Here is a 22,250-nt window from a genome sequence, read left to right on the forward strand (position 1 = left end):
GGTCTGCCCGTCGATGAGCAGGTCGCAGATCACGTCGGCGCGGGCCTGGTCGAGGGTGCGGGTGTCGTCGGGGTGGGTGAGGAGGGCGGTGGCGATCCCGGTGATGCGGTGCTCGATGGCGCGGGCCTCCACCGCGGCGATGTGCAGGTGCAGCCATGCCATCGCGTCATCGACGTACTCGATCGTGGAGCGGCGTCGGGTGAGTGCTTCTTCGTGACGCTGGGTGAGGGTGTCGGTGCGGGCGGTGTCGGTCAGCCGCCGCAGGGTGCGGCCGAACGTGCCGACCGGGTGGGTCTTGGCCAGTTCCAGCGCGGCCGGCAGCAGCCGGTCCCGCAGGGCCGGTTAGATCAGCTCCAACCCGTCGACCAGGATCTCCGCGTGGCGTTCGGTGATCACGGCCCGGCCGAGCGCTGCCAGCACGGTCGGGTACCGGTGCACCAGAGCTTCGGCGCGGGACAGCAGGTCGGCGGCGGCGTGTTCGGTGATCCGCAACGCTGCGGCCAGTTCCAACCGGATGCCGCGTTCGATCACTTCCGTCAACTCCCGGCCGTCACGGGCCGCGTCGGCCAGCGCGTCGCGACGCATCGCATCGATGCGGGCCAGTCGCTGCGCGGCGAACACCGCCATCATGTCGGCCACCTCGACCACGAGATCCAGCGCGTCCGGCACCGGAACCTCGTCGACCTGGGCGGGGGAAATCATACCCCCACCGTACGCACCCCCTCCGACATTCCTCCGACACTCCTCCACAGTCCGCCCGAACGAGATCCGCTGAAACATCCAGCCGCCTCCCCGCTCGAAGAAGGGACTCTGCGCGATCACGGCCGGCCGAACGACAACGCCGATCGCCGTCAGACGAGCTCGCGGCATCTGCACGGAGAGGCCCGGTCTACACACCCAGATGGTCGTCGGGGGCGAGTTGCCGCACGCCGCCGTCGTGCAGGAGGAACTGGGCACGCAGGCGCACCCCGGCATCGGCGCACGAACGCGCCATCGCGCGTGCCCACCGCAGTTCATCGGGCGCGAACTCGCGTGGCCCTGGACGCTCCCACACGAGAACGACCTGACTGGCCTCCACGGCCTCGAGGATCTGAAGGATGCGCTGTGCCAGCACGTCCGCGAACGACACCACGCCCAGATCTCCGGTCTCCATGAGATCGTCCGGATGGTCGGGGTAATCGTCACACGGCATGATCGGCCCGGTGAGCCGGTCCCCGTCGTCGAGATAGAACAACCACAGTTGCCGAGGATTCATGGCCTCGGTCAAGAGGAGCTCGAGCACCTCTTCGAGATCGCTGTCGTGACGCAGCACACGATCGTGCTCGAGGCGGGGGTCGATGTCTGTCATGCGCCTACCGTGGCAGTCCGCGCGCTCCTCACACGGCGGCGATCGCGTCTTGGGGACAACGGACGCCCGACGCCGACTGTGGAGGAACGGACCGGACTCAGCTGCCCGACGACGAGCGCGCGGATGCAGCGATGGTCCCGGTGGGTAGCCCTCCCACCGGGACCATCAGCGCTCACGGGAGTGTGAAAAGGCGACCCGAACGCCGAATCTCGACCGTCGCGCTGCACTGGGAATCACTGCCCTGCCAGCCTAAGGAGCCCTGAGATTCTGTGCCCGACCATTGACATAGAGGGCCGCCGAATGGTAGCGGTTCAGGTCATGCGCTGCGTCGCGTTCCTGCGAAACGTCAACCAGGGTCAGCGCGGTCATCCGTCGACCGCCGACATCATGGCAGCGTTCGAGGACGCCGGATGCGGCGATGCCGTGGCGTTCCAGAGCAACGGCACCATCGTGTTCGAGGCAGGCCACCCCGCTGCCGTCACGGAGACGGTGATGGCCTCGATCGCTGCCCGCTCGGGTGTGGACCGCGAAGCGTTCTGGATCCCGCTCGAGGACCTCGCCGCCGTCGTCGACGCGCACGGATCGGTCCCAGACCCGCGGCAGCACGAATTCACGCTCCACGGCGGTGGCACGATCGATGCGGCGGATGCCGACGTCGCGAACGAGGCCGCCCACCGTCGGTGCGTGATCGTCGATTCGGGTCGGGGCTGGACGCTCATCCGCAACGAACGCGAAGGCGAGGGCAACGCGACGCCCGTCGTCGAGCGGATCTCCGGTGGCCGCGCCACCTCCCGCGGACTGCCGACCCTGCTCCGGCTCGTCGACCGCTTCGTCCGGTGAACGCCGGCGGACACCGGCACCCCGAGCGGTGGTGCGATGCGCCGCCTCAGTCCGCTCCCGACCGCAGCGCCTCCATGGCATCCCGCCACAGCGCGCGCAGCCGCACGTTCGGCTCCGGAGCGATGCGGTTGCCCGACCGGAACTGGAACCGCCACGCCACCTCGGGAACCACGACCTCCAGTACGTCGCGAGGCACGCGATCGCTCTCGACCACCAGCTCATCGAACGCCACGTCGACGAAGCTCGCGGTGCGCCGGGGGTCGGCGAAGTGCATGTCCTCGTACGGGTGGGAGAGCACCGTGCCGTGACCGATGAGACCGTACGATCCGCCCTGACGCAGCAGCCACGCATCGGTTCCCGGCTCCACCTGCCGTCTGGACCCCACCGACCACTGGGTCACATGCGGGGTGCCCTGCGCCACGCTCGCGACGACGCCGCGATACGTGCCCGGCCATTCATCCCACAGACCTGGATTCCAGCCCATGATGATGCCGGCGTCGCGCCAGTGATCGGATGCCTCAGCCATGCGCCGACCCTAACCGGCTCCGGACCCGGCAGGGGCCGGACGGCGGACCTGAACCCCGTGGCGACCGCGTGTGCGGGCGCGCGGCTCACGCGTGTCGCCGGCATCCGGTAACGTGCATCTGGTCGGGGGACCGGCCTGGGGGCGCATCGAGCGGATCGACGGATTCGACCGCGTCCGGAGGGCACATCGTCGCACGAGCTGCGGCGGCCTGCGTGCGCGCGGACGTCTGCCCGGCGTGCTTCGCGGCGCCCGTCGCGGAGCGTACCGCTGCACCGAGTGCGGTTCGAGAGGAGACACATGTCCGACCCCAACCAGCCGGCGACACCTGACCAGGATGCGTCGGGAGCGCAGCCGGCATCCGTGCCGACGCCGTCCGACCCGGCGCCTGCACCCCCGGCACCCCCCGCCGGCTACCCGCAGGACGCCGCCGCGCCGTCGGCACCCACCGGGTACCCGCAGGACGCCGCCGCGCCGTCGGCACCCACCGGGTACCCGCAGGACGCCGCCGCGCCGTCGGCACCCGCCGCCGGCTATCCGCAGGACGCGGCGCCGCGATACGCGCCCCCCGCCGGCTACGCCACACAGCCGCCGAAGGACGCGCGGCCGAAGACGCTCGCCATCGTCGCGCTCGCCCTCGCGGCCTTCGGCCTCATCCTCGCCTTCATCCCGTTCGTGACGTGGTTCTCCGGCATCGTCCTGCTGGCAGGCTTCATCGTGGGCCTCGTGGCGCTCATCAGCAAGAAGCACGGCGGCAAGGGATTCAGCATCGCGGCAGTCGCGGTGTCGGTCGTGGGCTGGATCGTGTCCATCGTCATGACCATCGCGTCGTTCGGCATCCTCGGCCAGGCCGCCCTGGATGAGGCGGTGCGCGAGGGGACCTCGTCCAACGTGGACGGCGCCGAAGATGCGCCCGCCGACGAAGAGGAGCCCGCCGATGCGGCCGACGACAGGGCGGAGCTGGAGGTCGTCGAATCGGCCTTCGGCCGCACGACGTACGACGCCGGCACGTGGTGGTACACGGTCATCATCGACAACCCCAACGAGGACTACATCTTCGACTTCGCCGACATCGCCGTGGAGGCGCTCGACGCATCCGGGACGATCCTCGACTCGTCGACGGACTACCGCACGATCCTCTCGGGTCGCACCGCCATCACCGGCACGTTCTTCTCGGTCGGTGACGGTGAGATCGTCGAGCTCAGTGTTCGCGGCCCTCAGGCGACCGACGCGACCAAGGCTCCGCTGGAGGAGACCGGCGCGTTCACCGTCGAAGGTGTGCAGGCGACCTCGGACTCGTACAGCACCACCGTGCGCGGCACTGTCAGCGGCGACTTCGAGGACGAGCAGGAGCTCGTGAACATCGTCGTGATCGCCCGCGACGCGGCCGGTGCCATCATCGGTGCGGAATCGACCTACGTCGACCGCCTTCCGAGTGACGGGAGCAAGGTCCAGTTCGAAGCGACGTTCCTGGACCCGCTGCCGGCAGACGCCACGTTCGAGGCGTACCCCTCCCTCTGAACGTGAACCCCGAAGGGCGGGTGGCCGATCCGGCGGCCCGCCCTTCGGCCTTCACCCACGCCGCGTGCCGGTCCGCCTGCACCGGATACCGGATGCGGCGCTCTACGCGGTCTCGTTCCGCACCGCCACGACCACTTTTCCGAGCGCGTGGCCTTCGCCGTGCCATGCGAGCGCGGCCGGCACCTCGTCCAGTGTGAATGTGCGGTCGATCCGTACCGCGATCCTCCCGCTCGCGCATTGCTCTGCCACCTGCACGAAGTGGGAGGGCCCCTGACGCACGAACAGCACGCCGAGCCGGGCACCGGTGACCAGGCCCAGGAGCGGCCCGATCGTCAGCATTCGAAGCAGGGTGCGCAGCGTGCCGCCGACGATGACACAGCGCCCACCGCGGGCGAGTGCGCGGCGGTAGGCGAAGACGGACCTGTGCGCCACGAGGTCCACGATCACGTCATACGGTCCGTGGCGGGTGAAGTCGTCGCTCGTGTAGTCGATGACCTCCTCCGCCCCGAGCTGTCTCAGAAAGTCCGACTTCCGGGCGTTGTCGACGGCGCTCACCCGCACGCCCTTCGCGACCGCGAGCTGGATCGCCAGTGCCCCGGACCCGCCGCCCGCACCGTTGATCAGCATCCGCGTTCCGGGCTCTGCCAGAGCGACGGCCTGCGCGGCGATCGCCCCGGCCTGGGGGATCGCGGATGCCTCGGCGAACGACAGCTGCGGCGGCTTCACGGCCAGCGCCGCCTGCGGCACGGCCACATACTCCGCGAACCCTCCCCCGCCGGCCAGGTTGTCGCCGTACACCTCATCGCCGACGGCGAACCTCGTCACGCCGTCGCCGAGCCCGACGACGCGGCCCGCGATGTCGGATCCGAGGATGCGCCGCGCCGGGCGGCGCAGTCCACCGATGCGCGCGTACGCGGGCGAACCGCGCAGGTTCTCCCAGTCCGAGAGGTTGATCGACGTGCAGACGACTTCGATCAGCACCTCTCCCGGTCCGGGAGACGGCACAGGCACATCGCGCACCTGCAGCACCTCGGGACCGCCGTACCGCTCATAGACCACGGCTTTCACGGCTTCACCCTATGGCCGCCGGGAGCGTGGACGCCTCACCCTCGGCGGTGCGAGAGCAGCGCGTTCTCGATCACGAGGTCGAGCGACAGCACTTTGTAGCCTTCGCTCTCGAAGAAGACCGTGATCCGGTCGTCTTCGATCGACACCACGGTGCCGTCGCCCCACTCGACGTGCCGCACGCGATCGTCGGCTCCGAACGGACTGCTCGGCGCCGCGGACGTCTCTTCACCGGCATCCGCTACTGCGTCCCCTCCGACCCTGCCCGTCAGAGCCGAGCCGTCCGCACACGTGTCGCAGTTGCCGCACGGCTGCTCGAGCTGCTGGCCGAAATACCCGAGCAGCACCTGCCGGCGGCAGCGGCGGGTCTCGGCATACTCGCGCAGCATGTCGATGCGGGACCCATCGATGCGCTGACGCTCCTCCACGCGCTCGAGGGCGGCCGCGACCGCGGAGCCTCGGGGCGCGCCGCGCCGCAGTCGCGCGCCCGCCCGGCCGATCGTGACCGAGCCCGTGTCGGAGAACAGCGCCAGGAGTGCTGCCACGCGTCGCGTCGACAGCCCCGAGGCTTCGGCGAGCCCCGCCCGGCGCTCGTTGCCGGCGCGCAGCGCGTCGAACAGCGCGCCGAGCTCCGCGGCATCCGGATTCCTCGCGGCGAAGTAGCGGCGCAGGGCCAGATCCTCCGGGCGATAGTGCAGCGTCGCCTGGGCGGGGCGTCCGTCCCTGCCGGCTCGTCCCAGCTCCTGGTAGTAGCCGTCGATCGAGTCCGGGGTGTCCGCATGCACGACGAAGCGGACGTCATCCTTGTCGATGCCCATCCCGAATGCCGACGTCGCGACGACGACGTCGAGCTGTCCGTTCAGGAAGCTCTCGTGCACGCGGCGCCGCTCCGCGGCGGGGAGCGCTCCGTGATACGCGGCCGCGCGCAGCCCTCGTGCGGTCAGCTCACTGGCGTACTCGCCGGTCGCCCGCCGGGTCGCGACGTAGAGCAGGCCAGGGCCCGCGAGGGCGGACACCTCGTCGAGCACGGCGACGCGCTTGTCACGGTCCTCCGTGTGGCGATGCACCTCGAGCCGGATGTTCGGCCGGTCGACGTCGCCGAGGATCACCGCGGCATCGCGCAGGTGAAGGCGCGCGACGATCTCCTCGCGGACGGGAGTGGATGCCGTCGCCGTGAGCGCGACGATCGGCGGGCGGCCGAGGCGCTCGGCCACGGTGCCGAGCGCGAGGTAGTCGGGACGGAAGTCGTGGCCCCACGAGGCGATGCAATGCGCCTCGTCGACCACCAGCATCGTGACGTCGAGCCGCGCCAGTTCGTCGACGACGTCGTCCTTGGCGAGCTGTTCGGGCGCGAGCAGCACCAGCTGCGCCTCGCCGTCGCGCAGCCGGCGCCACGCCTGTGCCCGGGCGCGCACGCCGCGGGCGGAGTTGAGGGCGACGGCACCCGGGGCGTCCGGGGCGTCACGCAGACCGACCAGCTGATCCTCCTGGAGAGCGATGAGCGGTGACACGATCACCGTCACCCCGTCGCGGAGGGCGGCGGCCACCTGGTACACGGCCGACTTGCCCCACCCGGTGGCGCGCACGACGAGCACATCGCGTCCGTTCGCGGCCGCTTCGATCGCGTCCAGCTGCGCCCCGTGCAGCTGATCGAGCCCGAACGACGCTCGCGCCACCTCCTGGATGCGCTCCCGTGAGATCTCGCCGGAGGGCTGCCGGACGCGGAGGGTGGATGCCGGGGCAGCCGGCGTCACTCCCCGTTCTCCGGTCCGTCGAGCGCGCGGTCCTCGGCGCCGTCGGTGCTTCCGCTGGCGGCATCCGCCTCGACCTGCCCGTCGTTCAGCTCGTCGGTGAACTCGCCACCGGCGAGCTGGCTGTCGTCATCGCCCGCGGCGCGCGTGTCGGGATCGGTGCTCATGCTCCCAGCCTGCATTCGGTCGTGGAGGTCTCTGCGGGGCTTGACACCGTCGTCCCCATGTGCCGCTTCCCGGGGATCACGGCGCGACCGTCAGGGTGCAGGCACGGGCGGCAGGAACGGTCGCACGGCGTCGCCCAGTACCCGGTCCATGTCGGCGCTGATGGCGGCGGTGAGGTGGTGCGAATCGCGGTACACGAGCGTGTTGCCGATGATCGGCGGGCACGCGTCGGCGTCGCAGAGGTATTCGTTGAGGTCGATGAGCGGGATGCCGCGCTCCGCTGTGGCCTCGCGCTCCGCTTCGCGGGCCGGGCCGGCGAGGGCCACCGACCGGGACTGCGCGCACACCTCGGCATTCGAGAGGTGCGCCGACAGACACGGGGCCGGGTCCTCCCTCATGTCGGGGGTGTCGGCGATCACGGCGACCGGGGCGCGCAGCGCGTCGATCGTGCGCCCGAGGGCGGCCTTCCAGGTCTTCGCATCGTCGTCCACCCCGGGTGCGAGCTGGGGATCTGTGAAGGTCGCCAGCAGTACGAGGGCGGGCGGAGACTCGTTGATGCGGTCGATCACCGCGTCCCGCCACGTCGCGCACTGCGGATACGGAGCGCCGCGGCGCAGCGTCTCGATGTCGGTCGCCGGGCAAGAGCTCTTCGTGTGCACCTCGACGGCGTACCCGGCCGACGTCGCGAATCCCTCCAGCGCCGGAAACCACTGCGCGGCGTGGGAGTCGCCGAACAGCACGATGCGCGGGGCGGCGGGATCGCCGTAGAGGCAGCCCTCGGGGTCGGTCGACGCGATCCCGAGCATGCAGCCGTCGTCGTACACCTCCGGCAGGCTGTCGCGCGCATCGCGGAGCGCCGGTGCCAGGTTGTCGGGCACGAAGTCGGTGCCGCGCGGCGAGTCGGCGATCACCGTGCCGGAGGCGGCGCGCTCGACGTGGAGGGACCTCGTGTCGGCCATGGCATACGCCGCGCTCGCAAGGCCGAGGCAGGCCAGCGATCCCACCACGGCACCCGCGAGGGTCACGCCCGCACGCCGCCTGGTCAGAACGGGCGTGCGCCGCACCGGGTCCTCGACGAACCGGTACAGCAGCCAGGCGGCGGGCACGCAGGCCACAGCGATCAGCAGCGTCGCCCACAGCGGCAGCCTGCCCGGCAGCGCAGCGCCCGGCAGCACGATCGCAGGCCAGTGCACGAGGTAGAGCGAGTACGAGATCAGGCCGATGAAGGTCATCGCCGGCACCGACAGCATGCGTGTGGGGCCTCCGCGACTCTCACCCGCGGCGATCACCGCCGCCGTCCCGAGCACCGGCAGGGCGGCGGCGGCCCCGGGGAAGAGGGTGTCCGAGGAGAAGAAGACGACGGATGCCGCGACCGCCGCGATCCCGCACCAGCCGAGCGCCGCCGCCCACCTCTCCCCCACGATCCTCGGGCGGTGCTGCAGCAGAACGGCCACGAGGCCGCCGACGCCGAGCTCCCAGGCCCGCGACGGCAGCGAGAAGAACGCCCACGGCTGCGCGGCGAAGGTCAGCCACACGCAGAGCGCGAACGAGACGACGACGACCGCCGCGAGTGCGGCCACGAGCGCCCGACGCGACCGCACCAGCACCCACACGAGCGCGAGCAGCGCCGGCCACACGAGGTAGAACTGCTCCTCCACACCGAGCGACCAGTAGTGCTGGAAGAGCGACGGGTTGGAGGACTCGGCGAGGTAGTCCGAGTCGGCGGCGGCGAAGAAGTAGTTCGGCACGTACAGCGCGGTCGCGACGGCCGCCGCCCAGACATCCCGCATCAGCAGCGGCGGATACCAGATGAGCGCGGCGAGAACCGACAGCGTGAGCACCACGAAGGACGCCGGAAGGATGCGGCGGATGCGGCGGGCGTAGAAATCGCCGAATCGCAGACGGCCATGGAGCTCCAGCTGTGAGAGCAAGTGCGAGGTGATCAGGAAGCCCGAGATGACGAAGAAGATGTCGACGCCGACGTACCCGCCCGGCAGGAAAGGAACACCCACGTGATAGAGCACGACGGCCCCGACCGCGATCGCTCGCAGTCCCTGGATGTCGGCGCGGAAGCCCGAGGTGTCGGGCTGTGCGCTGGCTCGGTCCACCACGCGCGGCAGTCTAAGCGGGCGCGGTGAACGGGCTCAGGGGTCTTGACGTGCCACGGCGCATCGTCCATCGTTCTCCCGCATGACGCTCTTTTCGCGCACGGTCCCGCACACGGCGGGCTTCTGGATCGTCGCCGCGTCGTTTCTCACCACGATGGCGTACTCGACGGTGCCGACGCCCCTCTACCCGCTGTACCAGGAGCAGGACGGCTTCCCGGTGTGGGTCATCACGATGATCTTCGCCGCCTACGCGGTGGGCGTGGTCTTCAGCCTGTTCTTCGTGGGGCACATCAGCGACTGGGCCGGGCGCCGGCGCATGGCCGTCATCGCCGTGCTGGTCTCGGCCGTGAGCGCCGTCCTGTTCCTCGTCTGGAACGACGTGGCGGGGCTGCTCACGGCCCGCTTCGTCAACGGCGTGAGCATCGGCATCCTCACGGCGACCGCCACCGCGCACCTCGCTGAGCTGCGCGCGCTGTCGCGTCCGGCCGAGAACGCGATCGTCGCCGCGTCGGTGGCCGGTGCGGCGAACCTCGGCGGACTGGCTCTGGGCCCCCTCATCGGAGGCGTGTTCGCCGAGTACCTGCCCGACCCGCTGATCCTGCCGCATGCGGTCTTCCTCGTGATGCTGCTCGTGGTCGCCGTGCTGCTGGCGACGACGCCCGAAACCGCCCGCCCGCCGTCGCCGCGCCCGCGTTACCGTCCGCAACGGCTGGCCTTTCCGCGAACGTCGCGTCCGGCGTTCATCGCAGCCGGCCTCGGAGCTTTCGCCTCGTTCGCGCTCTTCGGCCTCTTCACGTCGCTGGCGCCCACCTTCCTCATCGACGCCTTCCATCTGCCCAGCCATCTGCTGGCCGGTGTGACGCCGTTCGCCGTCTTCGCCTCGGCGGCGGCGGCGCAAGTCCTCCTCGTCCGGGTTCCGCTGCGCGCGCAGCTGACGATGGCGCTGGTGAGCTGCGCCGCCGGCCTCGTGGGCATCGCGGCCGGAGCCCTTCTGCCGTCGTACACGCTGTTCCTGCTGGGTGGGATCGTCGCCGGCGCGGGAGTCGGCATCCTCTTCCGGTCCGCGATCGCGACGGCGGGGTCGCTCGCCGAACCCGGCCGGCGAGGCGAGACCCTGGCTCTGGTCTTCCTCATCGCGTACTGCGGACTGGCGCTGCCCGTCATCGCCGTCGGCATCAGCCTGCTGTTCGCCGACGAGACCGCGGTGCTCCTCGTGTTCTCCGCGCTCGTCCTCGTCGCCACCGTGGCCGCCGGCACCGTCATGCGCCGGCGCGCCGGTCGGTAGCTCGCGACCGCCCCGCGCCTAAGACACGCGTCCGTCTCCGGGACGGGACACGCGCAGCCAGCGATAGCCGTAGCCGGGCACCTCCAGTTCCGCCTGTCCACGATCGTCAAGGGGGATCCGGTCCCCTCCCAGGAGATCCACCAGTCGCGTGCCCTCCGGCTCGTCCTTCAGCGCGAAGCGCGTCGTGGCGGGCACCTCGGCGAAATTGTGGATGGCGACCATCCGGCCGACATCGGCCCGCAGGGAGTGGACGAGGATCGCGGGCACCGGCTGGTCGAGCACCTCGAACGCACCCCACCCGAGCTCGGGCGAGATGCGGTAGCGCGAGACGAGGTCGCGGAAGAAGTGCAGCAGGGAGCCCCGGTCCTCGATCTGGTCGGCGACATTGACGTGCTGCGGAGCGTACCCGTCGGCCGGCGGACGGGCGACCAGACGCGACGGCGGAGCCTGTGAGAAGCCGCCGTTGCGCTCGGCCGTCCACTGCATCGGCGTGCGCACGGCGTTACGCCCCGGCTCGTCGATGTTCTCGCCCATCCCGATCTCCTCGCCGTAGAAGAGCACGGGCGTGCCGGGGAGCGTGAACAGCAGGCTGTAGGCCATGCGGATGCGGCGCGGGTCACCCAGCATCGGGGGAAGCCTGCGTGTGATGCCGCGCCCGAACACGCGCTGCCTCTCGTCCGGCGCGAACGCCTCGAACACCTCTTGACGCTCGTCCTCGCTCAGCTTGTCGAGCGTCAGCTCGTCGTGATTGCGAAGGAAGTTCGCCCACTGCACATCGTCCGGCAGCGCCGGCCGCGAGGTGAGCGCGGCGATCAGCGGAGCCGGATCCTGGCGGGCGAGAGACAGGTAGAAGGCCTGCATCCCCACGAAGTCGAACTGCATGGAAAGCTCGCTGACATCGCTCCCGCCGAAGTAGGCGATCTGCTGCTCGTACGGCAGGTTCACCTCGCCGAGAAGGATCGCCTCGCTGGAGCGGCGCTGCAGGAAGCGGCGGATGTCGCGCAGCAGCTCGTGCGGGTCGCGGATCTTCGCCCCGGGCGGCATCTCGAGGAAGAACGGCACCGCGTCGACGCGGAAGCCGGAGACGCCGAGCTGAAGCCAGAAGCCCATCACGCGCGCCAGTTCGTCGCGCACGGCGGGGTTGGCGATGTTGAGGTCGGGCTGGTGCTCGTAGAAGCTGTGCTGGTACCACTGGCCGGAGACCTCGTCCTTGGTCCAGATGCCGTCCGCCTCGCCGGGGAACACCGGGTTCTGCTGACCCTTGGGCGGCGGATCGTCCCGCCAGATGTACCAGTCGCGATAGGGCGAGTTCACGCTGCGCCGCGCCTTCTGGAACCACGGATGACGATCGGAGGTGTGGTTCACCACGAGATCGACGATCACGCGCATGCCGCGGTCGTGCGCCGTGCGGATCACCTCCACCAGCTCACCGTGGTTGCCCAGCCGCGGATCCACGCCGTAGAAGTCGGTGATGTCGTACCCGTCGTCCCGGTCGGGCGTCGGATAGAACGGCATGAGCCAGAGGCACGTGACGCCCAGCTGCCCGAGATAGTCGATGCGCTGTGCGAGGCCCTGCATGTCCCCCGCGCCGTCGCCGTTCGAATCGAGATACGTCTCGACGTCCAGGCAGTAGATGATGGCGGTCTTGAACCAGAGGTCGCTGGTGTCAGTGATCTTCACTGGTGCCCTCCTGATCGGTCGCCTGCGAGTCTGCCCCGACAGCGGACACCCGTGGAGGCCCTTGAGCACGGCCCCGGGGTGCGGTATCCGGCCGCTGAACGGGCCGGCCGTCCGCCGGAGGCGACGGACACGGCCGCAGCGCTCCCGGTGCGCGCGGCCGCTAGAGTCGAGGGGCCCGACTCCCCCTGAGCCCCATCCGGCGCAACGGCGCGCGCAGAGACCGAGGAGCACCCGTGTCCACTGTCGCCGAGCCATCCGGCCGTTACCGCATCGAACCGACGGTCCTGCAGGCACTGCGCCGGCCCCGGCTGATCACCCGCGAGGTGCTCGCCGGTCTGGTCACCGCGCTGGCGCTGATCCCGGAGGCGATCGCGTTCTCGGTCGTAGCGGGCGTCGATCCTCGCGTGGGGCTCTTCTCGTCGTTCGTGCTCGCTGTCGTCATCGCGTTCACGGGCGGGCGCCCGGCGATGATCACGGCCGCAGCGGGAGCGGTGGCGCTCGTGGTCGCCCCGGTCGCGCGCGAGTACGGGCCGGACTACCTGATCGTGACGATCGCGCTGGCCGGAGTCATCCAGGTGCTGATGGCCGTTCTCGGGGTCGCACGGCTCATGCGCTTCATCCCCCGCAGCGTCATGGTCGGCTTCGTGAATTCGCTGGCGATCCTCATCTTCCTCTCGCAGCTGCCGCAGCTCATCGACGTGCCGTGGACGGTGTACCTCCTGGTCGTGATCGGGCTCGGCATCCTCTTCGTCTGGCCGAGGATCACCCGCGCGATCCCGGCCCCTCTCATCGCGATCGTGGTGCTCACGGTTGCGGTCGTCGGGCTCGGGATGTCGTCGGTGCCGAACGTCGCCGACCAGGGCGAGCTGCCCCGAAGCCTCCCCGAGTTGCTGATCCCCCAGGTGCCCCTCACCTGGGAGACGCTGCAGCTCGTGGCGCCCTACGCGCTCGCCGCGGCGCTCGTCGGCCTCCTCGAGTCGCTCATGACGGCGAAGCTCGTCGACGACATCACCGACACGCATTCCCGCAAGACCCGCGAAGCGTGGGGTCTGGGTGTCGCCAACGCCGCGTCCGCCTTCTTCGGCGGGACCGGCGGCTGCGCGATGATCGGCCAGACGATGATCAACGTCAAGACCGCGGGCGGCCGCACGCGCATCTCGACCTTCCTCGCCGGCGTGTGGGTACTCATCCTGGTGGTGGTGCTCGGCGACATCGTCGGGCTCATCCCGATGGCGGCGCTCGTCGCGGTGATGATCGTCGTCTCGTTGATGACCTTCGACTGGCACAGCATCCGGCCGGCGACGTTGAAACGGATGCCGCTGAGCGAGACGGCGGTGATGCTCGTCACCGTCGTGGCGACGGTGTGGACCCACAATCTGGCGGTCGGCGTCATCCTCGGGGTGCTCGCCGCCATGGTGCTGTTCGCGCGGCGCGTGGCGCACTTCACCACCGTGACCCGCACGGTCGACGGCGACATCGCGCGCTACCGGGTCGACGGGGAGCTCTTCTTCGCGTCGAGCAACGACCTGACGACCCAGTTCGAGTACTCGGCCGACCCCGCGCGGGTCGTCATCGACCTCTCCCGCACGCACGTCTGGGACGCCTCGACGGTCGCCGCACTCGACGCGATCGTCACGAAGTACCGCCAGCGCGGCATCCACGTCGAGCTGGAGGGGATGACCGCTGCGGCGGCAGCGTTCCACGGCCGGCTGAGCGGTGAGCTCGGATCAGCCTGAGCGGGTCGCCGACGCAACCTCGACGAGCCGCACGTCGCGGACGGCGCCGGCGTCGACCACCGCGGTCATCATCGTGTGCACCGGCTGACGGCGGCGATCGGTCGGGGATCCCGGATTGAGCAGGCGCAGACCTCGCGCGGTCACGGAGTCCCACGGAATGTGGCTGTGGCCGAACACGAGCACATCGGTGTCGGGGAACGCGGCATCCATCCGCGCCTCGCGCCGTTTGGCGTCGCCCGTCTCGTGGACGACGGCGAACCGCACGGCGTCGATCGTGCGGCGCGCCACCTCTGGCAGCCGTCCGCGGAGGTCGGGACCGTCATTGTTCCCCCACACCCCGAGAACGGGCGCGTGCCTCTCGAGCTCGTCGAGGACGGATGCCGTGACCCAGTCGCCGGCATGGATCACGAGGTCGGCCGCGTCGGCGGCCCGAAGCACCGCGTCGGGAAGGCGCCGCGCGCGTCCGGGGATGTGGGTGTCCGAGATGAGCAGCACGCGCGTCGCCATGTGTCGATTGTGCCCGGCTCAGCCGCCCATGCCACGGCGCGGCCTGACGCGTCTGCGCGCCGCGAGAGCGCGCGGCACGGCGACGGCGACGACGCCGACCGCGCAGCCCACCGTGTTCCACAGCACGTCGTCGGCATCGGGCACGCGCCCGGGGATCGACGCCTGCGCGAACTCGACCCCGACGGACAACGCGGCGCCGAGGGCCGCGGCCAGCCACCACCATCCGCGCGGCAGAAGAAGGGCGACAGCCGCCCCGAACGGGACGAAGAGCACCGCGTTGAGGATCTGGTCGGTGTCGGCGTTCGGGAGCAGCGCGCGGACAGGTGCCGCGAACTCCTCGGTCGCGCGCAGGAACGCGCCGCGCGCCGGCGCCACGATCGCACGAGGCCCGAGTGTCAGGGCCGCCACCGCGGCGAGCGCGAGCGTGGCAGCGAGGACCCGCAGGCTGCGCGGTCGGGCGAGGGAGGGATCAGTCATGGCCGGTGCCTTTCCGCCGGGTCGGGAAGCTCCGGCATGCCCAGCCAACGCGGGTCGGTGTTGCGTCCGTGTATGCGAATCCTGCGACGCCGGCACGCCCACAGAACTCCAAGCGCACTCCCAGGTTCGCGGGACCAAAAGGGGCGCGGCATCCGTTCTTCTCTATGACGCCGCAGCCAGCGGCGTCGACCAGGAGGAATCGTGAGCAACGAGTACCGCAAGACTCCCGAGGCGCTCAGCCGCCTCACCGACACCCAGTACCGCGTGACGCAGGAGGAGGGCACGGAGCCCGCCTTCCGCAACGAGTACTGGAACAACCACGAGCCGGGCATCTACGTCGACGTCGTCTCCGGCCAGCCGCTGTTCTCGTCGACCGACAAGTACGACAGCGGCACGGGCTGGCCGAGCTTCACCCGGCCGATCGAGGCGGACGCCGTGACGACCAAGAAGGACTGGAAGCTGCTGCTGCCGCGCACCGAGGTGCGTTCCTCGGGCGCCGACAGTCACCTCGGCCACGTCTTCCCCGACGGCCCCCGACAGGCCGGAGGCCTGAGATACTGCATGAATTCTGCCGCGCTGCGTTTCGTCCCCGCCTCGGACCTCGAGGCTGAGGGCTACGGCGCCTACCGACACCTCTTCGACAACCAGAACCAGGAGCACGCATCATGACCAGCGGTCCCTTCGACACCGGCGAGATCACCCGCACCCCCGGCACCGAGACGGCAGTCCTCGCCGGTGGGTGTTTCTGGGGCGTGGAGGATCTGATCCGCCGCCAGCCCGGCGTCCTGGACACCCGCGTCGGCTACACCGGCGGGCAGAACGCCCACGCGACGTACCGGAACCACCCGGGCCACGCCGAGGCGGTCGAGATCGTCTTCGATCCCGAGCAGACCACCTATCGCGACATCCTCGCGTTCTTCTTCCAGATCCACGACCCGTCGACGCTGAACCGTCAGGGCAACGACATCGGCACCAGCTACCGCTCCGCGATCTTCCCGCTCACCCCTGAGCAGGAGCGGATCGCGCGCGAGACGATCGCCGACGTCGACGCCTCGGGTCTGTGGCCCGGCAAGGCCGTGACCACCATCGAACCGGCCGGTCCGTTCTGGGAGGCCGAGCCCGAGCACCAGGACTACCTGGTCCGCATCCCCAACGGCTACACCTGCCACTTCCCGCGCGCCGGCTGGGTGCTGCCCAAGCGCGCCGACGCCACCGCATAAGCGGCGACGGCTCGAACGGCGAAACGGATGCCGCGGCCCCTCGGGGTCGCGGCATCCGCGCGTCTTCAGGGGGCGAGCTCGACCGGCTGACGCAGGATCGTCCTCAGCTTCTCGGGGGCGGCGCGCCGCGGATCGGTGAGATAGATCTCGTGGTGCAGGCCGCGCATGCGAAGGCCTGCGTCGGGGATGAAGCGATCGTGCATCTCGGCGAGCACCGGCGCCTCATCGTCGTACGACCCGAGGTGGAGCGTCTGCACGCACCTGCCCTCATGCAGCTCCTCGAAACGCAGCCGGTCCAGCGCCGGCGAACCGCCCTTCGCGTGCGCGGCAACGCGGGCCTGTTCGACGTGCTGGGCGTCGATCCACTCGGGCACCAGGCTCATCATCGTCCAGCTCCACCGCGACTTGTCGCGCTGGGTCGTGAACGCCGCCATGTCGTCCGACCACCAGAGGCCCTCCAGCGGCATCACCACGTAGTCGCGACCGAGCTCGGTCTTGCTGAAGAACTTCAGCTTGTAGGCCGTCCCGAAGATCGCGGCAACGACCTCGGCGTACTGATCCGACGTGTTCGGGTCCCCGTGCCCATCGGCCATCAGGTACCGCATGGGCGGCACGTCGACGACTTCGAACGACCCGCGCGGCGCGGAGTAGGTCGGAATCGTCTTCTTCAGGTCGACCTTCGTCACGACGCGTTGTCCGCAGTGCGCGACTGCCCGCTGCCGGAGGACTCCGACTTGCGCGCGCCCGCTTCCAGGACATCGCCCGCAGGCAGCTCCTGGTGGCCGCCGAACTGCAGTCGCATCGCCGAGAGCACCTGATTTGCGAAATGATCCTCATCCCGCGACGCGAAACGCTCGAAGAGGGATGCCGCCAGCACAGGCACCGGTACTCCGGTGTCGACAGCCGCCTTCACGGTCCAGCGCCCCTCCCCCGAATCGGAGACCCGGCCGGCGAGCCCATCGAGCGTCGGGTTGCCGTGCAGGGCGGCGGCCGTCAAATCCAGCAGCCACGACGAAATGACCGAACCCCGCCGCCACAGCTCCGCCACTTTCGGCGTGTCGATCGTGAACTGATAGAACTCGGGCTCCTCCAGCGGAGCGACCTCGGCCGAGTGCTGTGCCTCCTGCACACCGGCGTCGGCGTGCTCGAGGATGTTGAGCCCCTCGGCGAGCGCCGCCATCACGCCGTACTCGATGCCGTTGTGCACCATCTTCACGAAGTGGCCCGCGCCCGACGGACCGCAGTGGAGGTAGCCCAGCTCCTCGGGAGCGAGTTCGCCCGTCCGGCCGGGGGTGCGCTCGACGTCGCCGCTGCCGGGCGCGATGGTGCGCAGCACGGGCTCGATGTGACGGAACGCCTCGTCCGGACCGCCCACCATGAGGCAGTAGCCGCGCTCGAGTCCGAAGACGCCGCCGCTCGTTCCGATGTCGACATAGTGGATGCCGGAGTCTTTGAGCGCGGCCGCGCGCCGGACGTCGTCGCGATAGTTCGAGTTGCCGCCGTCGATGATGATGTCGCCCGGCTCGAGCACTGCGGCGACCTGATCCACCACCGTCCCGGTGAGCCCGGCCGGGATCATCAGCCACACCGCGCGCGGCGCTTCGAGTTTCGCGGCGAGGTCCGCCAGGCTCTCGGCGCCCACGGCGCCTTCGGCGGCCAGGCCCGCGACGGCGTCCGCGTTCACGTCGTACACGACGCACTCATGCCCGTTCTGCATCAGCCGCCGCACGATGTTGCCGCCCATGCGGCCGAGGCCGACCATTCCCAGTTGCATCGCGTTCCTCCGCTTCTCGCCGGCATCCACCTCGTGGGCACCCGTCCTCGAAGTCTAGAGAGCCGCCCTGCCGTCAGGGTGTCGGCGACCCGCCCGTCACGGCGAGGGTCTCACCGGCCACATAGCTGGACTCCGCCGAGGCGAGGAAGACATACGCCGGGGCGAGTTCCGCCGGCTGCCCGGCACGACCCAGCGGTGTCTGCTGTCCGAAGGTGTCGATCTTCTCCTGCGGCTGTCCGTCGGTCACCTGCAGCGGCGTCCAGATCGGCCCCGGCGCGACGGCGTTCACGCGGATCCCCTTGGGCGCCAGCTGCTGGGCGAGCGCCTTGGTGAACGCGTTGATCGTCGCCTTCGTCGAGGCGTAGTCCACGAGGATCTCCGACGGCTGATAGGCCTGGATGGATGTGGTGTTGATGATCGTCGACCCTGCCCGGAGGTGAGGCAGGGCCGCCTTCGTGATCCAGAACATCGCGTAGACGTTCGTCTTGAACGTGTCGTCGAACTGCTCGTCGTCCAGCGTCGTGAGGTCCTCGTTGAAGACCTGCTTGCCGCCGTTGTTCACCAGGATGTCCAGGCCCCCGAGGCCCTCCACCGCGCGCGCCACCAGGTCGCGGCAGTAGGCGGCGTCCCGGAGGTCGCCCGGAAGGGTCAGCACGGTGACTCCGGCATCCTGGAGGATTCCCGCGATGCGCCGGGCGTCCTCCTCTTCGTCGGGCAGGTACGACATCGCCACATCCGCCCCCTCACGGGCGAAGGCGATGGCGGTCGCGGCGCCGATGCCCGAATCGGCGCCCGTGATGAGGGCCTTGCGACCGGCGAGGCGGCCGGTGCCCCGGTAAGTGTCTTCGCCGAGGTCGGCCTTCGGCTGCAGCCGCGCGTCGAGGCCGGGCTCCGGCTGATGCTGCTTCTGGGGATCGAAGTCGGCATACAGCTCCGCGGGATTGGTGAAGGTGTACTGGTCGCGCTTGTCGGTAGCCATGACCTCACCGTAGGCAGCGGGACCGGCGAACGATCAGGGGTTGCGCCAACCGGTCGCAGTCGTTAGCGGGGTGCGGTAACAGAGCTTCCCCCGCCGGGCAAGTCCCTCTCGCCGGCGGCACGATCGAGCCACGCTCGGAGAAACCGCGCACGAGAAGGAGTCCCTCATCGCCCGCGCCGCAACCATCTCGGTCGTGATCCCCGTCAAGGACGACGACACGGAACTCGAGCGCTGCCTTCGCGCCCTGGCGTCGCAGACGCGGGCGGCCGACGAGATCATCGTCGTCGACAACGGATCCCTGGATGCCTCGGCTGCCGTCGCGCGCGCGAACGGCGCTCGCGTGGTCAGCTGCCGGGTCCCCGGCATCCCGGCGGCCAGCGCGTGCGGCTACGACGCCGCGACTGGCGACGTGATCCTGCGGCTGGACGCCGACTGCGTGCCGGAGTCGTCGTGGATCGCCACGATGGCGTGCGCCTTCGACGCGCGGCCGGACGTCTCGGCGCTCGTCGGCGGCGCGCACTTCATCGACGGACCACGCATCCTGCGGCTGCCGCTCGCGGTCCTCTACCTGGGCGCGTACGCAGTGGTCGCGACGCCGACCCTCGGCCATCTGCCGCTGTTCGGATCGAACATGGGATTTCGCCGGAGCGCGTGGCGCGGCATCCGCGCGGGTGTGCATCGGAGTGATCCCGAACTGCACGACGATCTCGATCTCGCCTTCCACCTCGGGCGGCGACACCGGATCCGCTACCTGCCGAGGGCGCGGATGGGCATATCGATGCGACCGTTCGCGAGCGGACGCAGCTTCGCACGCCGCGTGCGCCGTGGCTTCCGCACCGTCGTCATCCACTGGCCGCAGGACTTCCCGCCGTTGCGGTGGGTGCGCCCCGCGGTCGAGCGCATGCGCCCGCCCGTCAGTCCCGCGGGCCGCGCCGCCCGGAGAACCCGGCGAAGAGTGCGTGCAGGAGGGGAACGAGCGACAGGGCCATCAGCACGCTTCCCAGAGTGATCTCGTCGGCTCGCAGCACCGCACCGCTGATGAGAAGGCCCGCGAAGAGCACGGCCGAGACGACCCGCCGCCCCATACGCTCCAGCCTCCGGAGCCAGCGATCCAGCTTCGGCACATCGGCGACCAGGCGACCGTCCTCGATGCGCGTCACCATGTCGTCCAATCGGCGCGGAAGCCGGGCCATCACTCCGCCGATCGAGACCGCTTCGCGCGCGGCCGCCTGGATGACGTTGCCGCCCTCATCGCGCAGCAGCCGGTCCGCGTAGGGTTCGACGGCATCCCACACGTTGAACGACGGGTCCAGCGAACTGCACATGCCGCTGGTGAGCGAGACGGCGCGGATGATCAGCAGGAAGTTCTCGGGCAGCTGGAACGGGAGGGAGCGGATCACGTCGCCGAACTGCCTCGCGAAGTCCTGGAACTCGCGGGGGTCGACCTTCTGAAGCTCGGCGAAGCCCATTCCGCCGAACCGCGCGAACAGGGCCGTCATCGCCCGCTCCAGCTCGACCGTGTCAGCCGACGGCAGCAGCACACCCACGGCGCGGATGCTCTCGATCATCTGCGCGCTGTTGCGGGAGGCCACGGCGATCACCAGTCGCTGCAGGCTGCGCCTGAGCCCGTCGGGCACCTCGCCCATCATCCCGAAATCGATGAAGGTGAACCGCCAGGCGCGACCCTCTTCGGCTGCTCCCGCCACGGGCGTGACGAAGATGTTGCCGGGGTGCGGGTCGGCGTGGAAGTAGCCGTTGCGGAAGAGCTGATCGAACATGACGTTCGCGAACTCCACCGCCACCTCTCCGGGGTCGATGCCCGCCGCCCGCAGCGCCTCGACGTCGTTGATCTTGATGGCGGTGACGTCGGCCAGCGTGAGCACCCGGCGCGTGGTGCGCTCCCAGGCGATCTCGGGTACGGCGACGCGCGCGTCCCCGGCGAAGTCCGCCGCGAACCGCTCGGCGTTCTGCGCCTCGTGGAGATAGTCGATCTCCTCGAGGCTCGTGCTCGCGAACTCGTCGACGAGCGCCAGCAGGTCGACATGGTCGCGAACGATCCTCACGCGACTGAGCCAGCCGGCGACCCGCCGCAGAGCCTTGAGGTCGACGTCGACGATCTCCTCGATGCCGGGTCTTTGCACTTTGACCACCACGTCGGCGAACCCGGTCTCGGCCGCGTCGGCCGGGGTCAGGCGGGCACGATGCGCCTGGCCGAGGGATGCCGCGGCCACCGGCGTCTCGTCGATCCACTCGAAGGCGCGCTGGAGCGGTACGCCCAGTTCCGCCTCGGCGAGGCGCCGGATCGCCGGGAACGCGACAGGTGGCACCTCGTCCTGCAGACCCTCGAGCTCCTTCGTGATCTCGGGGGGCAGCACGTCCAGCCGTGACGACAGGAACTGCCCCACCTTGATCATGAGGCCGCCGTACTGCACGGCGAGGACATGGAACCTTCGGGCGATGGTGGTCAGCCTGCGAGTGCGTCCGCGTGCGGCGAGCGCGCCGAACCCGAATCGCGGCAGCACGAGCTCGAACCACCACGCCTGCACCATGTACCGGCCGGCGAACCGCAGGATCCGGCGATAGCGGGCGCGCGGATTCTCCACGTCGGCCATCGAAGCTCCTAGATCCCGGTGCCTGCGGCCAGGGTCGCCCCCGACCGTGTGCCCCGTCGAACCCGCGGGCCGGGGTCGACGCCGTCAGCCGGCACGCCGGCCGTCAGTCCTGAGCCAGGATCGAGTAGAGCTTACGCCGGGCCTCGTCGAGCACCTCGACCGCCTGCGCGACCTGCTCGGGCGTGCCGCCACGCCCGACCTGCGCCGCCGCCTGCGCGAGCTTCGCGCCGGCCTTGGGAAGGTCGCTGGTGCGGCCGCGGTCGCGCGAGCCGAACGACTCCCACGGCGCCGACTGCTCACCGGCGGCCTCGGCCTCGGCGCGGCCTGCCTCGGTGAGCGAGTAGGTCTTCTTGCCGCCCGATTCCTCCGCAGCCACCAGTCCTTCGTCGGCGAGGAGCTGAAGGGTCGGGTAGACCGAGCCGGGACTCGGCTTCCATGCCCCTGCGCTGCGCGTCTCGATCTCCTGGATGATCTGATACCCGTGCATGGGTTTCTCGGCGAGCACCGCGAGCACCGCCGCCCGCACGTCGCCCTTGTTCACCCGCGGCGCGAAGCCGCGCTCGAACGCGTCGCGCAACTGGTCCATGGCATCCCACAGACTCGACGGCAGACCGGAGCCTCCCGCACGCGAACCGAACCCCTGATACGAACCGCTCATG

Annotated in this window: 23 protein-coding genes; 7 read left to right on the plus strand and 16 right to left on the minus strand. The window is 70.2% G+C overall.

The window, feature by feature from the left end; translation table 11 throughout:
* The 3 genes from C9992_RS18560 to C9992_RS05815 all read right to left on the minus strand — a co-directional run.
* Positions 1-336 (minus strand): DUF222 domain-containing protein (locus C9992_RS18560; RefSeq protein ID WP_160150858.1); only part of this gene is annotated, 336 nt, incomplete at its 3' end.
* 6 nt (positions 337-342) lie between these two features.
* Positions 343-669 carry a hypothetical protein gene (locus C9992_RS05810; RefSeq protein ID WP_146145301.1) on the minus strand — a complete coding sequence of 109 codons (327 nt, stop codon included), beginning with the start codon at positions 667-669 and terminating at the stop codon, positions 343-345.
* Between the two features lie 220 nt (positions 670-889).
* Complete coding sequence (locus C9992_RS05815; RefSeq protein ID WP_106814676.1) at positions 890-1,348, minus strand: hypothetical protein; 459 nt, start codon at positions 1,346-1,348, stop codon at positions 890-892.
* A gap of 300 nt (positions 1,349-1,648) precedes the next feature.
* Between C9992_RS05815 and C9992_RS05820 the strand changes: the two genes are divergently transcribed.
* Positions 1,649-2,188 carry a DUF1697 domain-containing protein gene (locus C9992_RS05820; RefSeq protein WP_106814677.1) on the plus strand — a complete coding sequence of 180 codons (540 nt, stop codon included), beginning with the start codon at positions 1,649-1,651 and terminating at the stop codon, positions 2,186-2,188.
* 46 nt (positions 2,189-2,234) lie between these two features.
* On the opposite strand, the gene C9992_RS05825 is transcribed toward C9992_RS05820, so the two are convergent.
* Entirely contained in the window at positions 2,235-2,714 is a 480-nt protein-coding gene (locus C9992_RS05825; RefSeq protein ID WP_106814678.1) for a hypothetical protein, read from the minus strand.
* 297 nt (positions 2,715-3,011) lie between these two features.
* Here C9992_RS05825 and C9992_RS18030 point away from each other — a divergent pair, with 297 nt between their 5' ends.
* The gene (locus tag C9992_RS18030; RefSeq protein WP_160150832.1) at positions 3,012-4,232 is read left to right on the plus strand and encodes a hypothetical protein; all 1,221 of its coding nucleotides are present in this window, start codon (positions 3,012-3,014) and stop codon (positions 4,230-4,232) included.
* Positions 4,233-4,334: 102 nt separating this feature from the next.
* On the opposite strand, the gene C9992_RS05830 is transcribed toward C9992_RS18030, so the two are convergent.
* The 4 genes from C9992_RS05830 to C9992_RS05840 form a co-directional block, all read right to left on the minus strand.
* Entirely contained in the window at positions 4,335-5,300 is a 966-nt protein-coding gene (locus C9992_RS05830; protein ID WP_106814679.1) for an NAD(P)-dependent alcohol dehydrogenase, read from the minus strand.
* A 35-nt stretch (positions 5,301-5,335) separates the two neighbouring features.
* On the minus strand, positions 5,336-7,051 hold the full coding sequence (locus C9992_RS05835; RefSeq protein WP_106814680.1) for a RecQ family ATP-dependent DNA helicase: 1,716 nt from the start codon (positions 7,049-7,051) through the stop codon (positions 5,336-5,338).
* Positions 7,048-7,215, minus strand: coding sequence for a hypothetical protein (locus C9992_RS18035; RefSeq protein WP_160150833.1), 168 nt, complete (start codon positions 7,213-7,215; stop codon positions 7,048-7,050). Before C9992_RS18035 ends, C9992_RS05835 begins: the two co-directional genes overlap by 4 nt.
* A 90-nt stretch (positions 7,216-7,305) precedes the next feature.
* The gene (locus tag C9992_RS05840; RefSeq protein WP_235008052.1) at positions 7,306-9,324 is read right to left on the minus strand and encodes an acyltransferase family protein; all 2,019 of its coding nucleotides are present in this window, start codon (positions 9,322-9,324) and stop codon (positions 7,306-7,308) included.
* 79 nt (positions 9,325-9,403) lie between these two features.
* On the opposite strand from C9992_RS05840, the gene C9992_RS05845 reads away from it, so the two are divergent.
* Complete coding sequence (locus C9992_RS05845) at positions 9,404-10,606, plus strand: MFS transporter (protein WP_106814681.1); 1,203 nt, start codon at positions 9,404-9,406, stop codon at positions 10,604-10,606.
* 18 nt (positions 10,607-10,624) lie between these two features.
* Here the strand turns inward: C9992_RS05845 and C9992_RS05850 are convergent, their stop codons facing one another.
* Positions 10,625-12,286, minus strand: coding sequence for an alpha-amylase family protein (locus C9992_RS05850; RefSeq protein WP_106814682.1), 1,662 nt, complete (start codon positions 12,284-12,286; stop codon positions 10,625-10,627).
* Positions 12,287-12,519: 233 nt separating this feature from the next.
* Between C9992_RS05850 and C9992_RS05855 the strand changes: the two genes are divergently transcribed.
* Positions 12,520-14,022: a SulP family inorganic anion transporter gene (locus C9992_RS05855; RefSeq protein WP_106814683.1), complete on the plus strand. Its 1,503-nt coding sequence runs from the start codon at positions 12,520-12,522 to the stop codon at positions 14,020-14,022.
* Here the strand turns inward: C9992_RS05855 and C9992_RS05860 are convergent.
* Both C9992_RS05860 and C9992_RS05865 read right to left on the minus strand, forming a co-directional pair.
* Positions 14,014-14,529 carry a metallophosphoesterase family protein gene (locus tag C9992_RS05860; protein WP_106814684.1) on the minus strand — a complete coding sequence of 172 codons (516 nt, stop codon included), beginning with the start codon at positions 14,527-14,529 and terminating at the stop codon, positions 14,014-14,016. The two genes, C9992_RS05855 and C9992_RS05860, sit on opposite strands and share 9 nt — an antisense overlap.
* An 18-nt stretch (positions 14,530-14,547) precedes the next feature.
* The gene (locus tag C9992_RS05865; RefSeq protein ID WP_106814685.1) at positions 14,548-15,006 is read right to left on the minus strand and encodes a VanZ family protein; all 459 of its coding nucleotides are present in this window, start codon (positions 15,004-15,006) and stop codon (positions 14,548-14,550) included.
* A 201-nt stretch (positions 15,007-15,207) separates the two neighbouring features.
* On the opposite strand from C9992_RS05865, the gene msrB reads away from it, so the two are divergent.
* Both msrB and msrA read left to right on the plus strand, forming a co-directional pair.
* Positions 15,208-15,675, plus strand: a complete 468-nt coding sequence (gene msrB / locus C9992_RS05870; RefSeq protein ID WP_106814686.1) for a peptide-methionine (R)-S-oxide reductase MsrB — start codon at positions 15,208-15,210, stop codon at positions 15,673-15,675.
* Positions 15,672-16,226 carry a peptide-methionine (S)-S-oxide reductase MsrA gene (gene msrA, locus C9992_RS05875; RefSeq protein WP_106814687.1) on the plus strand — a complete coding sequence of 185 codons (555 nt, stop codon included), beginning with the start codon at positions 15,672-15,674 and terminating at the stop codon, positions 16,224-16,226. Before msrB ends, msrA begins: the two co-directional genes overlap by 4 nt.
* Before the next feature lie 65 nt (positions 16,227-16,291).
* On the opposite strand, the gene C9992_RS05880 is transcribed toward msrA, so the two are convergent.
* From C9992_RS05880 to C9992_RS05890, 3 genes are all read right to left on the minus strand, one after another.
* On the minus strand, positions 16,292-16,912 hold the full coding sequence (locus C9992_RS05880) for a GyrI-like domain-containing protein (protein WP_200826241.1): 621 nt from the start codon (positions 16,910-16,912) through the stop codon (positions 16,292-16,294).
* The gene (gene gnd, locus C9992_RS05885) at positions 16,909-18,000 is read right to left on the minus strand and encodes a phosphogluconate dehydrogenase (NAD(+)-dependent, decarboxylating) (RefSeq protein ID WP_106814688.1); all 1,092 of its coding nucleotides are present in this window, start codon (positions 17,998-18,000) and stop codon (positions 16,909-16,911) included. The genes C9992_RS05880 and gnd overlap by 4 nt, the downstream gene beginning before the upstream one ends.
* 73 nt (positions 18,001-18,073) lie before the next feature.
* Positions 18,074-18,979, minus strand: a complete 906-nt coding sequence (locus C9992_RS05890) for an SDR family oxidoreductase (RefSeq protein WP_106814689.1) — start codon at positions 18,977-18,979, stop codon at positions 18,074-18,076.
* Between the two features lie 193 nt (positions 18,980-19,172).
* Here C9992_RS05890 and C9992_RS05895 point away from each other — a divergent pair, with 193 nt between their 5' ends.
* Positions 19,173-19,988, plus strand: coding sequence for a glycosyltransferase (locus tag C9992_RS05895; protein ID WP_235008054.1), 816 nt, complete (start codon positions 19,173-19,175; stop codon positions 19,986-19,988).
* Here the strand turns inward: C9992_RS05895 and C9992_RS05900 are convergent.
* Positions 19,894-21,591, minus strand: coding sequence for an ABC1 kinase family protein (locus tag C9992_RS05900; RefSeq protein ID WP_106814691.1), 1,698 nt, complete (start codon positions 21,589-21,591; stop codon positions 19,894-19,896). The genes C9992_RS05895 and C9992_RS05900 overlap by 95 nt on opposite strands.
* Positions 21,592-21,694: 103 nt before the next feature.
* A complete protein-coding gene (locus C9992_RS05905) occupies positions 21,695-22,249 on the minus strand; it encodes a PadR family transcriptional regulator (protein WP_106814692.1) in 555 nt (184 codons plus the stop codon).
* Position 22,250 lies beyond the last annotated feature (1 nt).

The organism is Microbacterium timonense (assembly GCF_900292075.1).
Lineage (GTDB): Bacteria > Actinomycetota > Actinomycetes > Actinomycetales > Microbacteriaceae > Microbacterium > Microbacterium timonense.

Bases quoted from the DNA above. Each gene is read 5' to 3' on its own strand.
- C9992_RS05815 (WP_106814676.1), bottom strand. From the start codon at position 1,348: ATGACAGACATCGACCCCCGCCTCGAGCACGATCGTGTGCTGCGTCAC.
- C9992_RS05820 (WP_106814677.1), top strand. From the start codon at position 1,649: ATGGTAGCGGTTCAGGTCATGCGCTGCGTCGCGTTCCTGCGAAACGTC.
- C9992_RS05825 (WP_106814678.1), bottom strand. From the start codon at position 2,714: ATGGCTGAGGCATCCGATCACTGGCGCGACGCCGGCATCATCATGGGC.
- C9992_RS18030 (WP_160150832.1), top strand. From the start codon at position 3,012: ATGTCCGACCCCAACCAGCCGGCGACACCTGACCAGGATGCGTCGGGA.
- C9992_RS18035 (WP_160150833.1), bottom strand. From the start codon at position 7,215: ATGAGCACCGATCCCGACACGCGCGCCGCGGGCGATGACGACAGCCAG.
- C9992_RS05845 (WP_106814681.1), top strand. From the start codon at position 9,404: ATGACGCTCTTTTCGCGCACGGTCCCGCACACGGCGGGCTTCTGGATC.
- C9992_RS05860 (WP_106814684.1), bottom strand. From the start codon at position 14,529: ATGGCGACGCGCGTGCTGCTCATCTCGGACACCCACATCCCCGGACGC.
- C9992_RS05865 (WP_106814685.1), bottom strand. From the start codon at position 15,006: ATGACTGATCCCTCCCTCGCCCGACCGCGCAGCCTGCGGGTCCTCGCT.
- msrA (WP_106814687.1), top strand. From the start codon at position 15,672: ATGACCAGCGGTCCCTTCGACACCGGCGAGATCACCCGCACCCCCGGC.
- gnd (WP_106814688.1), bottom strand. From the start codon at position 18,000: ATGCAACTGGGAATGGTCGGCCTCGGCCGCATGGGCGGCAACATCGTG.
- C9992_RS05890 (WP_106814689.1), bottom strand. From the start codon at position 18,979: ATGGCTACCGACAAGCGCGACCAGTACACCTTCACCAATCCCGCGGAG.
- C9992_RS05900 (WP_106814691.1), bottom strand. From the start codon at position 21,591: ATGGCCGACGTGGAGAATCCGCGCGCCCGCTATCGCCGGATCCTGCGG.
- C9992_RS05905 (WP_106814692.1), bottom strand. From the start codon at position 22,249: ATGAGCGGTTCGTATCAGGGGTTCGGTTCGCGTGCGGGAGGCTCCGGT.